12 protein-coding genes are annotated in these 13,723 nt (G+C 72.7%); 7 read left to right on the top strand and 5 right to left on the bottom strand.

The features are described 5' to 3' along the window. The first annotated feature begins 25 nt into the window (after nt 1-25). On the top strand, nt 26-580 hold the full coding sequence (locus FK219_RS06345; RefSeq protein WP_152582421.1) for a Fur family transcriptional regulator: 555 nt from the start codon (nt 26-28) through the stop codon (nt 578-580). Then, the gene (locus FK219_RS06340) at nt 577-2,079 is read left to right on the top strand and encodes a catalase (RefSeq protein ID WP_152582420.1); all 1,503 of its coding nucleotides are present in this window, start codon (nt 577-579) and stop codon (nt 2,077-2,079) included. The genes FK219_RS06345 and FK219_RS06340 overlap by 4 nt, the downstream gene beginning before the upstream one ends. Before the next feature lie 214 nt (nt 2,080-2,293). Here FK219_RS06340 and FK219_RS06335 read toward each other — a convergent pair whose 3' ends face one another. The 5 genes from FK219_RS06335 to FK219_RS06315 are packed head-to-tail and all read right to left on the bottom strand — an operon-like array spanning nt 2,294 to nt 7,892. Continuing rightward, nucleotides 2,294-3,634 carry a DUF58 domain-containing protein gene (locus tag FK219_RS06335; protein ID WP_152582419.1) on the bottom strand — a complete coding sequence of 447 codons (1,341 nt, stop codon included), beginning with the start codon at nt 3,632-3,634 and terminating at the stop codon, nt 2,294-2,296. Between the two features lie 43 nt (nt 3,635-3,677). Continuing rightward, nucleotides 3,678-4,631, bottom strand: a complete 954-nt coding sequence (locus FK219_RS06330) for an AAA family ATPase (protein ID WP_152582418.1) — start codon at nt 4,629-4,631, stop codon at nt 3,678-3,680. After that, entirely contained in the window at nt 4,628-5,974 is a 1,347-nt protein-coding gene (locus FK219_RS06325; RefSeq protein ID WP_152582417.1) for a DUF4350 domain-containing protein, read from the bottom strand. The genes FK219_RS06330 and FK219_RS06325 overlap by 4 nt, the downstream gene beginning before the upstream one ends. Next, the gene (locus tag FK219_RS06320; RefSeq protein ID WP_152582416.1) at nt 5,971-6,705 is read right to left on the bottom strand and encodes a DUF4129 domain-containing protein; all 735 of its coding nucleotides are present in this window, start codon (nt 6,703-6,705) and stop codon (nt 5,971-5,973) included. The genes FK219_RS06325 and FK219_RS06320 overlap by 4 nt, the downstream gene beginning before the upstream one ends. Nucleotides 6,706-6,710: 5 nt before the next feature. Next, nucleotides 6,711-7,892 (bottom strand): hypothetical protein, encoded by a 1,182-nt coding sequence (locus tag FK219_RS06315; RefSeq protein WP_152582415.1) that lies wholly within the window; start codon nt 7,890-7,892, stop codon nt 6,711-6,713. A 120-nt stretch (nt 7,893-8,012) separates the two neighbouring features. Here FK219_RS06315 and mtrA point away from each other — a divergent pair, with 120 nt between their 5' ends. The 5 genes from mtrA (at nt 8,013) to hpf (ending at nt 13,637) form a co-directional block, all read left to right on the top strand. Beyond that, complete coding sequence (gene mtrA / locus FK219_RS06310; RefSeq protein WP_152582414.1) at nt 8,013-8,699, top strand: MtrAB system response regulator MtrA; 687 nt, start codon at nt 8,013-8,015, stop codon at nt 8,697-8,699. Then, the gene (gene mtrB, locus FK219_RS06305; RefSeq protein ID WP_328821620.1) at nt 8,696-10,345 is read left to right on the top strand and encodes an MtrAB system histidine kinase MtrB; all 1,650 of its coding nucleotides are present in this window, start codon (nt 8,696-8,698) and stop codon (nt 10,343-10,345) included. The genes mtrA and mtrB overlap by 4 nt, the downstream gene beginning before the upstream one ends. Continuing rightward, nucleotides 10,342-12,051: an LpqB family beta-propeller domain-containing protein gene (locus FK219_RS06300; protein WP_152582413.1), complete on the top strand. Its 1,710-nt coding sequence runs from the start codon at nt 10,342-10,344 to the stop codon at nt 12,049-12,051. The genes mtrB and FK219_RS06300 overlap by 4 nt, the downstream gene beginning before the upstream one ends. Before the next feature lie 62 nt (nt 12,052-12,113). Then, a complete protein-coding gene (locus tag FK219_RS06295) occupies nt 12,114-12,875 on the top strand; it encodes a ComF family protein (RefSeq protein ID WP_210416784.1) in 762 nt (253 codons plus the stop codon). A gap of 69 nt (nt 12,876-12,944) precedes the next feature. Next, nucleotides 12,945-13,637: a ribosome hibernation-promoting factor, HPF/YfiA family gene (gene hpf / locus FK219_RS06290; protein WP_152582411.1), complete on the top strand. Its 693-nt coding sequence runs from the start codon at nt 12,945-12,947 to the stop codon at nt 13,635-13,637. Nucleotides 13,638-13,723: the final 86 nt, after the last annotated feature.

Here is a 13,723-nt window from a genome sequence, read left to right as displayed (position 1 = left end):
ACGATAAGGCGCTAGAGTGGGGGCGATGAGCCACACCGCGAGCGACCACGACACGAGCGAGCTGCTGCGCGACGTGGGCCTGCGCGTCACCGCCGGTCGACTCGCCGTGCTCGACGCTCTCGAGAGGATGCCGCACTCCGACGCCGAGACCGTGCGGCAGGCACTCACCGACTCGCCCGCGCGGCTCAGCCTCCAGGCCGTGCACAACGTGCTCGGCGACCTCGCCGAGGCCGGCGTGCTGCGGCGCATCCAGCCCGCGCGCTCGGCCGCGCGCTACGAGCTGCGCGTCGGCGACAACCACCACCACGCCGTGTGCTCGAGCTGCGGCGCCGTGACCGACGTCGACTGCGTCGTCGGGCACGCCCCCTGCCTGACGCCCTCGGGCGACACCGGGTTCGCGATCGCGGCCGCGGAGGTCACCTTCTGGGGGCTGTGCGCGGACTGCACCGCAGCATCCCCCTCATCGTCGCCCGCGTCAGCGGCGGCGTCCCCCGACACCCCCGACACCCCCGACACCCCCGACCCCGCGGCGCCCGCCGGCGCCGCGGCATCCACCCCCACCGAAGGAGCAGCACCATGACGGAACCCACCAAGCCGACCACGACGACGAGCGGCGCCCCCGTCGCGAGCGACCAGCACTCGCAGAGCGTCGGCAACGACGGCTCGATCGTGCTCACCGACCACTACCTCGTCGAGAAGCTCGCGCAGTTCAACCGCGAGCGCGTGCCGGAGCGCGTCGTCCACGCCAAGGGCGGCGGGGCGTTCGGCGTGTTCGAGACGACCGAGGACGTGAGCCAGTACACGCGCGCCGCCGTGTTCCAGAAGGGCACGACGACCGAGACGCTGCTGCGCTTCAGCTCCGTCGCGGGCGAGCAGGGCAGCCCCGACACGTGGCGCGACCCGCGCGGCTTCGCGCTCAAGTTCTACACGAGCGAGGGCAACTACGACCTCGTGGGCAACAACACGCCCGTGTTCTTCATCAAGGACGGCATCAAGTTCCCCGACTTCATCCGCTCGCAGAAGCGCCTGCCCGGCTCGGGCCTGCGCGACCACAACATGCAGTGGGATTTCTGGAGCCTCCAGCCCGAGAGTGCCCACCAGGTGACGTGGCTCATGGGCGACCGCGGCGTGCCCTCGTCGTGGCGGCACATGGACGGCTTCGGCTCGCACACCTACCAGTGGATCAACGCGGCCGGCGAGCGGTTCTGGGTCAAGTACCACTTCCGCACCAACCAGGGGCACGAGACGCTCACGCAGGAGCAGGCCGATCAGATCGCCGGTGAGGACGCCGACTTCCACCGCCGCGACCTGTTCGACGCGATCGAGAAGGGCGACCACCCCAGCTGGGACCTCTCGGTGCAGATCATGCCCTACGACGACGCGAAGGACTACCGCTTCAACCCCTTCGACCTCACGAAGGTGTGGCCGAAGGGCGACTACCCGCTCATCCCCGTCGGGCGTCTGACGCTCAACCGCAACCCGGAGAACTTCTTCGCGCAGATCGAGCAGGCCGCCTTCGCGCCCTCGAACTTCGTGCCCGGCATCGCGGCGAGCCCGGACAAGATGCTGCAGGCGCGCATCTTCAGCTACGCGGACGCCCACCGCTACCGCGTCGGCACCAACCACAACCAGCTGCCGGTCAACGCGCCCAAGAGCGAGGCGCACCACTACTCGAAGGAGGGCGCGATGACCTACAGCTTCCCGCCCGCCTCGCAGCCGGTGTACGCGCCCAACTCGTTCGGCGGCCCGCACGCCGACCCGGCGGCGCACGGCGACGACCGCGGCTGGGAGAGCGACGGCGAGCTCGTGCGCGCCGCCGCGACCCTGCACGCGGACGACGACGACTTCGTGCAGCCCCGCACGCTCGTCAACGAGGTCATGGATGACGCGGCGCGCGAGCGGCTCGTGAGCAACATCGTCGGCCACGTGTCGGCGGTCACGATCCCCGAGCTGCGCGAGCGGGTCATCCAGTACTGGACGAACGTCGACGCGACGCTCGGCCAGCGCGTCGCCGACGGCCTCGAGCCCATCGAGTCGCCGACCGACACGCTCGTGCCGGAGCCGACCGCGGCCAAGTAGCACGAGTCGCACGTGAGGGGTCGGGCCTGCGGGCCCGGCCCCTTCTGCGTGCGCGGACAACCCCGGGCCGCCTCCACAACTCAGGAGATTCTGCGTCGCCTGCTGGGCGACACGCCGTCGAGAGGCCCTTCCGCGGCCGAGAGGCTCCCCGACTCCTGAATTGTGGAGACGGCGCGCCGGAGACGGGCGGCCGGGGTCGGCGGGGCGGATGCGGCTACAGGCGGCCGGCGGCCTTGTACGCGAGGTAGCGGTCGGCGAGGGCCGGCGGCAGGTCGAGCGGCGCGGCCGCGACGACGTCGCCGCCGAGTCGGCGCACGGCGGCTCCCACGCGCTCCGCGTCGAGCAGCGCCCGCTCGGCCGCCGCGGCGCGGTACACGGATGCTCGATCCGAACGATCCGCGGCCGCCTCGAGCAGCGCGGGGTCGGTGACGGAGGCCACGACGACGAGGTGCTTCGCGGTCAGCTGGGGCAGCATCGCGAGCAGCGAGCGGGTAGCCCCGGGCGACTCGAGGGGCGTGGCGAGCACGACGAGAGCGCGCTGCGAGGTCATCGAGCGCACGAGCGAGGGCACCGCCGACCAGTCGGTCTCGAGCAGCTCGGGGTCGATGGGCGCCATGGTCTCGACGAGCCGCGTGAGCAGCTCGGCTCCACGGGCGCCCTGCACGCGCCCGCGCACGCGCCGGTCGAAGACGGCGACGTCGACGCGGTCGCCCGCCCGGTCGGCGAGGGCCGAGAGCAGCAGGGTTGATTCGAAGGCCGTGTCGATGCGCGTCTCGTCGGCGATGCGCGCGGCGGAGGTGCGGCCGCTGTCGACGATGACGACGACGTGTCGGTCGCGCTCGGGTCGCCAGGTGCGCACCATGAGGGTCTGCGCGGGCCCGCCGCTGCGCCCCGGCCCGCCGGAGCGCCGTGCGGTGGCGCGCCAGTCGATCGAGCGCACGTCGTCGCCGCGCACGTACTCGCGCAGCGAGTCGAACTCGGTGCCCTGGCCGCGCACCATGACGGCGGTGCGCCCGTCGAGCTCGCGCAGCTTCGCGAGCCGCGAGGGCAGGTGCTTGCGCGAGGCGAATTCGGGCAGCACCGTGATCGCGCCGGGCACGCGGATGCTCGCCTGGCGCCCGGCGAGGCGCATCGGCCCGAGCGCACGGATCGTCGCGATCGCGGCACGGCGCTCCCCGCGGCGCCAGGGCGTGAGGGTCGTGACGACAGCACGTCGCTCGCGCGGGGGCACGTGCAGCCGCTGCCGTCGGGGGCTCGCACCGGCAGAGGGCTCCCACGCGTCACGGATGATGCCGCGCAGCGTGCGGCGACCGGGGTTGGTCACGAGCAGGGTCGCGCGGGCGCTCTCGGTGAGGCGCACGCTGCCGGGGGTGTCGCGCTCGAGCCGCACGGCCCGAGGCGAGGCGGCGAGCGCGAGGTCGAGCGCGGCGAGCAGCACGCACACGAGCAGCCACAGCGCGACCGCGCCGACGGCTCCGAGGGGGGTGTCGACGAGCAGCACGACGGGCACGACGCCGAGGGCGACGAGCAGGACGAACCACCCGGTGACGGCCACGGCTACGGGCGGCCCGCCGGCGGCAGGGTGACGGCGGCGAGCATCACAGGGGCACCTGCACCTGCTGCACGATGGAGCGCAGGATCGTGTCGGCCGAGACTCCTTCGAGCTCCGCTTCGGGGCGCAGGGCGATACGGTGCCGCCAGACGGGCAGCAGCATCGACTGCACGTGGTCGGGCGTGATCGCTTCGGCCTCCTGCAGCCAGGCCCAGGCCTTGGCGGCGGCGAGGAGCGCGGTCGTGCCGCGCGGGCTCACACCGAGTTTGACGGAGGGGCTCTGCCGGGTGGCGCGGGCGAGGTCGACGATGTAGCCCAGCAGCTCGGGCGAGGCGCGCACCTCGGCGACGGCGGCGCGCGCGGCCGTGATCGCATCGCCGTCGACGACGCTGGTCACCCCGGCGGCGGCGAGGTCGCGCGGGTTGAAGCCGTCGGCGTGCCGCTGCATGACCTCGACCTCGGCGTCTCGGGCGGGCAGGTCGAGCACGAGCTTGAGCAGGAAGCGGTCGAGCTGCGCTTCGGGCAGCGTGTAGGTGCCCTCGTACTCGACGGGGTTCTGCGTCGCGGCGACGAGGAAGGGGTGGGGCAGCTGATGGGTCTCGCCGTCGACGGTGACCTGGCGCTCTTCCATGGCCTCGAGCAGGGCGGACTGCGTCTTGGGCGGCGTGCGGTTGATCTCGTCGGCGAGCAGGATGTTCGTGAACACGGGCCCGCGCCGAAACTCGAAGTCGCCCGCCTTCGCGTCGTACACGACCGAGCCCGTGACATCGCCGGGCATGAGGTCGGGCGTGAACTGCACGCGCGTCGTGCGCAGGTCGAGGGCGGCGCTGAGCGACCGCACGAGCAGGGTCTTGGCGACGCCGGGAACGCCTTCGAGAAGCACGTGGCCACCGGTGAGGAGGGCGACGATGAGGCCGCTCACGGCGCCGTCCTGCCCGACGACGGCCTTGCCGACTTCGGTGCGCACCTGGGCGAACTGGCTACGGAGGTCTGCGGTCATGGGTCCATTCTTCCGGTCGGCGGCTGTGGTCGGGGCGGATCGCTGGGGGCGGGCGCGCCGGCTGCGTCTGCCGTGTCGGCCGTGTCATCGAGGGCGACGCGCCGCAGCACTTCCCGCTCGAGCTCGAGCAGCCGGTCGCTAAGCGCGACGAGCTCGCGGTCGGTGTCGGGCTCGCGGTCGACGAGGAGGGTGCGCAGGGCATCCGTCGATCGGCCGGTGATGGCGGCAACGGCGTTCACGATGTCATCGACGCCGGAGGCGCGCCCGAGGGCGAGCCCGTCGGCGAGGCGGCGCAGGGTGCCGACGCGGAGGGCGTCGAGGGCGCGCAGCCGCGCCCCGTCGCGGGCGTAGAGCCGGGCGCGGCCCTCCATCGTCTCGGTGGTCTTGACGGTGACGGGCAGCTGCTCGACGACGACGGGGCCGAGGCGTCGGCCGCGCCACACCGCGGCGGCGAGCCCCGTGGCGAGGAGCAGCCACGCGACGGGGTTCACCCAGCCGGGGGTGAGCTCGTCGAGGCTGGGGCTCGTGAGGTCGGCGGGCGTGGGCAGGTACCAGACGAGTCGCGGATGCTCGCCCAGCAGCCCGAGCGCGAGCGCGGCATTGCCGGCCTGCGTGATCTGGTCGTTCTGCACGGCGCCCCCCGCGCCGAGCACGCTCACGGTGCTCTCGCCGTCGAGCTCGTAACTCACGAGGGCGGAGCCGGCACTGCCCTGGTTCTCGCTCTCGCTCTCGTCGGATTCGGGGCCTCCGGTGCCTTCCGTGAAGCACACCGACCCGGAGTCGCTCGCGTACCCGACTCCGGTGGCGTCGATCGTGCCGGCCCGTTGCGCGAGGGGGAGCGTGCAGTCGACGTCGACGCGCAGGTCGAATTCGCGCAGGGGCACGGCGTCGAGGCCGAGCGCGTCGAGGCCGTAGAGCGGGGGTTCGAGCAGCACGAGGTGCTCGGCGAGACCGTCGAGCTCGCCCCAGCGCTCGGCGTCGAGCAGCAGGCGCGGGTCGCCGACGGCGAGCGTGGCGGGGTCATCGCCGGCGAGAGCGCGGCGCGCGTCTGCGAGCGTGCCGACGGCGGTGACGTCGATGCCTTCGGCCCGCAGCACCTCGAGCACGGCGCGCGAGCCCACCGGGGCGGCCTCGTCGGCGCCCCAGCGGGCGAGCTCTCGGCCCGAGCCGTTGAGCACGACCATGAGCACGCCGAAGCCGAGCAGCCCGGCGACGGCGACGCCCCAGTAGAGGGAGCGCCGCACGACGCGCCGCACGGTCGGCGTGGTGACGACGGTCGCGAGCGACTCGGCGGTGGGCGGGGCGGGGGCCGCGGATGCCGGGGCCGAGGTGACCTGGCTCATCGGGGCACCGCCGCGATGTCGACCGTGCGGCCATTCGTGCCGCTACCCGGGCTCGCGCCGCCCATGCGCGCGTGCGGCGCGGGGCTGCGCTCGAGCCGCTCGTCGAGGTCGCGCACGTGCGCGTAGCCGGCGGCGTCGCCCTCCTGCCCGAGATAGCGCACGTCGTCGAAGCGGTCGGCGGCGGTCTCGAGCAGGGCGCGCAGCTCGGGGTAGCGGGCGGCGGCGGCGCGGGCGAAGCCGTGCCCGGTGGTGCCGGGCAGCACGCTCACGATGGTGCGCTCATCGAGGCCGCGCGCGGTCGCTCGGTAGCGTTCGGCGATCGCGGTGGCCCAGTCTCCGGCGCTCGCGGCCTTCTCGGCGTCGCGCCGCAGCTCGCGGGCGGTGCGCCGGTCGGTCTCGCCGAAGAGGTCGTCGGCAACGCTGCTGCGTCGGCGCCAGCGGGGCAGGCCGTAGAGGAGGATCGCGATGAGGATGCCCGCCGCGAGCAGCACGGCGATGACGACGAGGGCGAGCGCGGGCGGGCCGTCGCCGCCGACCAGTTGCCACGAGGCGAACCAGTCGAGCACGGCCTGGGAGAGCAGGTCGAACCACGTGGGCTGCGTCTCGGCGTAGATCGGGTCGCTGAGTTCGTCGAGCAGCAGGTCGCGAGCATCCGGAGCATCGGGCTCCAGGGGCGCACGCGCCCACGGCGCGAGCGTGAGCACGGCGCTGCCGTGTGCCGCGCCGGGCATCGGCGTCACGCGCCGCCCGGGGTGCCGTACGGGGCGTCGGGGCGGGCGGCGGCCTCGTACGGGTCGTGCGGGTCGAGCCCGGCGGCGCGCTCTTCGACGACGCGCTGCAGGTCGAGGTCGAGGCCCTCCTTGCGCATGCGGATGTCGATGTAGAGCAGCGCGGTGGCGCTCGACAGCAGCACGGAGCCGATGGCGCCGATCACCACGGTGATGGCGATGAGCAGCACGTTGGAGCCGATGATGAGCGCGATGCTCCCGGTCGGGTCGCCGGCGGGGTTGACGAGCGCGCCGCCGAAGCCGGCCGCGAGCTGGAAGGGGAAGGAGACGACGCCGGAGGCGATCTGCACCATCACGGTGACGAGCAGCAGGATGCCGAAGGTGCGCCAGAAGTGCCCGATGACGAGGGTCCAGCCGCGGCGGATCGCCGCCCCGAGCGGCAGCCGCTCGAGCATGATCGCGGTGGGCACGAGGGCGAACTTGATCCACAGCCATGCCGCGAGCACGGCGAAGCCGAGGCCGCCGAGGATTCCCAGGCCTACCGCGAGGAAGGGGCCGGCGGGGCCGGCGGCGACCGCCATGCCCGCGATGAGCAGCACGAGCACGGTGAGGGCGACGATGAGGACGAGCGACAACAGTGCCGTCCAGCCGATGAGGGCCCACCAGCGGCCGCGACCGCGGGCGAGCAGCGCGCGCAGGGTGAGCTTCTCGCCGAGGGTCGCGCGCGAGACTTCGAGCACGATGACGCCCTGCAGCACGGCCTGGGCGACGAGGGAGACAGCCACGGCGATGATGCCGCTGAGGATGATGAGCCCGACCGTGCCGGCGCTGACCGCGTCGAGGTCGTCGGCGGAGGCCCGCAGCTCGCGGTCGACCGCCCAGAAGCTCACCCCGAAGGTGAGGCCGAACGTGACGATGACGACGAGCGCGTTGATGAGCAGAGCGGCGCCGAAGGTGGGCCGTGGATTGCGGCGCAGCACCTGGAAGGTGCCGCCGAGGATGGTGCCGAAGTCGAGGGGCCGCAGAGGGATGAGCCCGGGCTTGGGCGGCGGGGTCCATCCGGCTGCGGGCTGGCCGGGAGCGGGTGCGTAACCCCCGGGAGAGGCGCCGGGCGCACCGCCGGGATCGCTGCTGTCGCCGTTGCCCGAGGGCTGCCAGCCGGGGGACTGCCAGGGGGAGTCGTTGGTCACCGTGTCGTCCTTCTCGCCGGGCTCGTTCTGCGTATCGAACGTATGCTGTCACACTCGTCTAGGCTGGAGCGACTAAAGGTCGAATCTTGCCGGTGACGGTGCCGACAGAGCGGAGGCTTGATGACCGCGCGCATCCTCGTCGTCGACGATGACACGGCCCTGGCCGAGATGATCGGCATCGTTCTGGGGGCCGAGGGCTTCGAGACGCACTTCTCCTATGACGGGGAGGCGGCTCTCGACGCCTTCGCCGAGCTCAAGCCCGATCTCGTGCTGCTCGATCTCATGCTGCCGGGTCTCGACGGCATCGCCGTGTGTGCGCGCATCCGCGAGACGAGCGGCACGCCCATCATCATGCTCACGGCGAAGAGCGACGCCTCCGACGTCGTCGAGGGGCTCGAGAGCGGTGCCGACGACTATGTCGTGAAGCCGTTCAACCCGAAGGAGCTCGTGGCGCGCATCCGCACTCGCCTGCGGCCCACGCCCGACAGCTCGGTGGAGACGCTGCGCATCGGCGACCTTCTCATCAATGTGACGGGGCACGAGGTTACGCGCGACGCCCAGCAGATCTCGCTCACGCCGCTCGAGTTCGATCTGCTGCTCGCACTCGCCCTCAAGCCGAACCAGGTGTTCACGCGCGAGATGCTGCTCGAGCAGGTGTGGGGCTACCACTACAAGGCCGATACTCGCCTCGTGAACGTGCACGTGCAGCGCTTGCGCGCCAAGGTCGAGCTCGACCCCGACAACCCGGCGATCGTCATGACCGTGCGCGGCGTGGGCTACCGAGCCGGGGCGTCGACCTCGCCGTGACCCGGGTGATGCCCGCGCCGGTGCCGTACGGCTGGCGCAGCACGGTCGGCCGGCTCCGGCACGTGTGGCGCACCTCGCTGCAGCTGCGTACCGTCGCGATCACGGTGCTCTTCACGACGGTCGGCGTGACCCTCATCAGCGGCTACATGTCGATCAGCATCGCGACGAACCTGTACGACGCCCGCAAGCAGCAGGTGCTCGCCGAGGCGCGGCAGGCCACGGTGAGCGCGCAGCAGCTGCTCGACAGCTCGGTGACCCAGACGGGCACGATCGACGTCGAGGCGGTGCGGCAGGTCGCGCAGACCACGATCAGCAACGTGACGTCGAGCCAGTTCGCGATCCAGCGCACGCCCGGCCAGGTCACGCCGCAGACGATGACGGCCCTGAGCACGAGCGGGCTCGAGCTCTCCATCATCTCGAGCGACCTGCGGGATCAGGTCGCTGTGGACGACGGGCAGCTCTACTCGCAGGCCGTCTCGATCCCGACCGCGGAGGGGTCCGACCCGGGCATCGTGGTCGGCAGCGCGCTTGAGGTGCCCACCGCGGGGCAGTACGAGCTCTACCTGATCTCGAACGTGCGCGATGTGCAGGAGACCCTGGACTTCGTGCAGCAGACCCTCGTGATCGGCTCGCTCCTGCTCATCGGCACGATCGGTCTCGTGACCTACTTCGTGGTGCGACTCGCGATCGGGCCGGTGCGGCTCGCGGCCGAGACCGCCGAGCGTCTCGCCGACGGGCAGCTCGATCAGCGCATCCCCGAGCGGGGTGAGGACGTCATCGCGACGCTCGCGCGCTCCTTCAACCGCATGGCGGACAGCCTGCAGCGGCAGATCACCCAGCTCGCCGACCTCTCGCGCGTGCAGCAGCGCTTCGTGAGCGATGTGAGCCACGAGCTGCGCACGCCGCTCACGACGATCCGGCTTGCGGGCGACGTGCTCTACGACCAGCGCGACCAGTTCACGCCGACGACGGCGCGCACCGCCGAGCTGCTGCACACGCAGGTGGAGCGCTTCGAGGTCATGCTCGCCGACCTGCTCGAGATGAGCCGCTACGACGCGGGCGCGGTGGAGCTCGACGTCGAGCCGACCAACCTCGTGCGGCTCGTCGAGGAGTCGCTCGAGGGCATCCGCCCGCTCGCCGACGAACGCAGCAGCGAGCTGCGGCTCGTCGCCCCGGGCGGCTACTTCGAGGCCGACGTGGATGCCCGGCGCGTGCGGCGCGTGCTGCAGAACCTGCTCGGCAACGCCGTGGACCACGGCGAGGGCAAGCCGATCGTCGTGCACGTCGACTCGGACGCCGATGCCATCGCGATCGCCGTGCGCGACTACGGTCTCGGCATGGACGAGGCGCAGCTCGAGCGGGTCTTCGACCGCTTCTGGCGCGCCGACCCCTCACGGCAGCGCACGACGGGCGGCACGGGCCTGGGGCTCGCGATCGCGACGGAGGACGCCCAGGTGCACGGCGGCCAGCTCGACGTGTGGTCGCGGCCGGGCGAGGGAACGTGCTTTCGGCTCACCCTGCCGCGGCGTCGCGGCGAGGCCATCGGCCGCTCGCCGATCGACCTGCCGCCGGCGGAGCCGCTCGACGGGGCCCTGCAGCCGGACGACGCGCCGGGCGACCGCGCCGCGCGGGAGGGGGAGCGATGAGCCCGACGCGCACACGGCGGCGGAGCATCCGCGGCCGCGCTCTCGCCCTTCTCGCCCTGCCGGCCATCGTGCTGGCCGGCTGCGTCTCGGTGCCGTTCCAGAGCGGGGTCGACGCGGGGGGGCCGATCGACACGGGGGTCGATGCGAACTTCGACTTCCTGCCGTCGGGCCCGAGCGAGGGCGCCACGCAGGAGGAGATCCTCTCCGGGTTCCTCGCCGCGACGACGGCCTCGCAGGACAACTACCGCATCGCGCGCTCCTACCTTGCCGAAGACACCGCCGAGACGTGGAACCCCTACTCCGGCACGCTCGTGCGGGCGAGGGAGGGCACGGTCGATCGCGTCGACGAGGCGACACTCACCTACACCGTGCCCGTGTCGGCGTCGGTTGACGCGGTAGGGCGCTACACCGCGAGCGAGTCGACCACCTCGCAGACTCTGCCGCCGTTCGACTTCGTGCAGGTGGAGGGGGAGTGGCGCATCGCCGAGCTCGGCGACGGCATCCTCATCTCGCAGCAGGCGTTCCCCAACGCGTTCAGCCAGCACACGTTGTACTACTACGATCTCGCCTTCCGCAATCTCGTACCCGACCTGCGGTGGTTCCCTGCGCGAGCGGAGGTGCCGACCCGGCTCGTGCGGGCACTGCTCGAGCCGCCGACGAGTTGGCTGCAGGATGCGACGGTATCGGCGGTGCCCGAGGGTACGGAGCTCGCGGCGGCCCCCGTGGAGGTTGCCGATGGCGTCGCGCGGGTCGACCTCACGAACGAGGTGCTCGGGTTGAGCGACACGGCCCGTCAGCTGCTGCGGCTGCAGCTCGCGGCGAGTCTCCGCGCGGTGAGCGGCGTCGCCGGCGTGCAGGTGACCGTCGACCAGAACGTGCTCGCGATACCCGACTTCACGGCGGGCGCCCCCGAGATCGTGCCGCAGGTGGACGCCCGAACTCTCGCGCTCACGGACGACGGATTCGGTTTCGTGACGGGGGCCGGTGAGATCGAGGCGCTCGGCACGCTCGCGGGCTCGGTCGAGGAGCGGGAGGCGACGCGCCTCGTGCTGGGGCCCTCTCGCACGATCGCGGGGCTCCTGGGGCCGGAGGGCGTGTGGCTCGCGCGCACGAGCAGCGCACCCGACCTGCTCCTGGATGCGCGCCCGGGGCTCATCGCACCGAGCGTCGACGGCTACCAGTTCGTGTGGTCGGTGGCGGCGGATGGCGCGGGCGGCATCGTCGCCTTCGAGCTCGACGGCACCGCGCGCGAGGTCGAGGCGGCGCTGCCCGACGATCAGCGCATCGTGTCCCTGCAGGTCTCGCGCGACGACACGCGCGTGCTGCTGCTGCTCGACGGCGCGGCCGGGCCGCGTCTCGTGGTCGCGGCGATCGTGCGCGACGACGCGACGGGGGTGCCGCTGCGCCTCGGCGAGCTGCGCGAGCTGCCGATCTCGGGGGAGCGCGCCATCGACGCCACCTGGGTCGACGAGGTGAGGGTCGCGAGCGTGGCGACGACGGAGGACGGCACGCTCGTGGAGCTGCACGAGATCGGCGGTCGCACCCGGTCGCTCGGACTGCCTCCGAGCGCCGTGCAGATCGTCGGCGGCAACAGCGGTGTGGAGGGCATTCGCGTGCTCGGGGAGGGCGGCGCGATCTTCGAGCCGCGCGGCAGCGGCTGGCAGAGCACGGGCGTGCGCGCCTCCTTCCTCGCGACGCAGCAGTAGCGTCTCTCCACCGCTCGCGCTCTCGCCCCGCACGGCGAGCGGGGTCGGGCCACGATCGTCGCGTGGGTGCGATCTCGGTGGGCTCGGTGGCGGGTGCGGCGTGGGCGCTCATCGCCCCGGTCGTCTGTGCGGGATGCTCTGCCGCCGACCTCGCGCTGTGTCGAGTCTGCGCGGCCGAGCTGCGGCCGCGTGTGCGGCTCGCGATGCTCGAGGCGACGCCGGGCACCGGGGATCTGGTCGGCGGCGTGCCCGTGCCGCTCGTCGCACCGCTGCTCTACGACGGCGTGCCGCGCCGGGTGATCCTCGCCCTCAAGGAGCACGACCGCACCGAGCTCGCCCGCGCGCTGCGCCCGGCGGTGCTCGCTGCGCTCGAGACTGCCTACGCCCGTGCGACCCCCGGCTCGACGCCCCTGCTCGTGCCGGTGCCGGGTGGTTCGCCGGGGGCCGCCCGACGCGGGTACCACCCGGCCGAGCTGCTCGCGCGGCGCGCCGGGCTGCGGGTCACGCGTGCCCTGCGGCCCGCGCGGGGCCGAGCGCGGGCGCAGAAGCGGCTGACGCTGGCTCAGAGGCACGAGGTCGACGCCGCGCGCTGGCGGGTCAGCCCGCGGGTGCGCGGTGCGCGGGTCGTCCTGCTCGACGACGTCGTGACGAGCGGCTCCACCCTGCGCGCCGCGGCGCGCGCCCTGCGAGCCGCGGGAGCCGAGGTCGTGGCGTGCGCCGCGGTCGCCGCGACGCCGCGTCGAGTCGGCGAGTCGAGCATCCTCTGGCGATTCTCTGATGAGCCTCCCGGCCGAATCGATGACAAGCACGAGGGGGAGGACTAGCGTGTGGTCATGGAAGGCGCGACAACCGCCTGACCTCGGGCGGCGCGCACCGACTCGAGGGAGGTCGACGTGGATATCACCATCACCGGACGCAATATGGGAATCACGGACCGGTTCCGCGACTACGCCACCGAGAAGGCCGAGAAGATCGAGCACCTCGCCGATCGCGCGCAGGTTCTGGAGATCAAGGTCTCGCGGCATCACGAGAAGCTCGGTCGCACGGGTCACTCCGGTGATGACCGCGTGGAGATGACGCTCATCGGCCCCGGCCCCGTGGTGCGGGCGGAGGCGTCGGGCAGCGACAAGTACGTCGCCTTCGACATCGTCATCGACAAGCTCCTCGAGCGCCTGCGCCGGGCCAAGGACAAGAAGAAGGTGCACCGCGGCAAGCACCGCCCGGTGTCGCTGCGCGAGGCGACGGCCGACGGTTTCAGCGTCGTCGACATCACGCCCGCCGACCCGGAGACGATCGAGAAGGTCGCGACGGGCGCCATTCCGACCGTGAGCGAGGAGCCGGCGGAGGGCGAGGAGGAGTACAGCCCCGTCGTCATCCGTACGAAGGTCTTTCCCTCCACGTCGATGACGGTCGACGAGGCGGTCGACCACATGGAGCTCGTCGGCCACGACTTCTTCCTCTTCATCGACGCGGAGACCGACCGGCCGAGCGTCGTGTACCGCCGCACGGGGTGGAACTACGGCGTGATCGGTCTCGAGACGGAGCCGGCCGCGGAGGCGCCCGCGAAGGCTCGCCGACGAGGCTGAGCGGGATGCGCCCGGTGCGGTGCGCGCACTCGCACCGGGCGGCGACGAACGCTTGCTAGCATGGGCGCGCCGCGCTCGCGCGGGCC

Source organism: Microcella pacifica, assembly GCF_009371975.2.
In the GTDB taxonomy this organism is placed as follows: domain Bacteria; phylum Actinomycetota; class Actinomycetes; order Actinomycetales; family Microbacteriaceae; genus Microcella; species Microcella pacifica.
The sequence above is the reverse complement of the archived record's forward strand: the minus strand, read 5'-3'. Positions and strand labels throughout refer to the sequence as shown.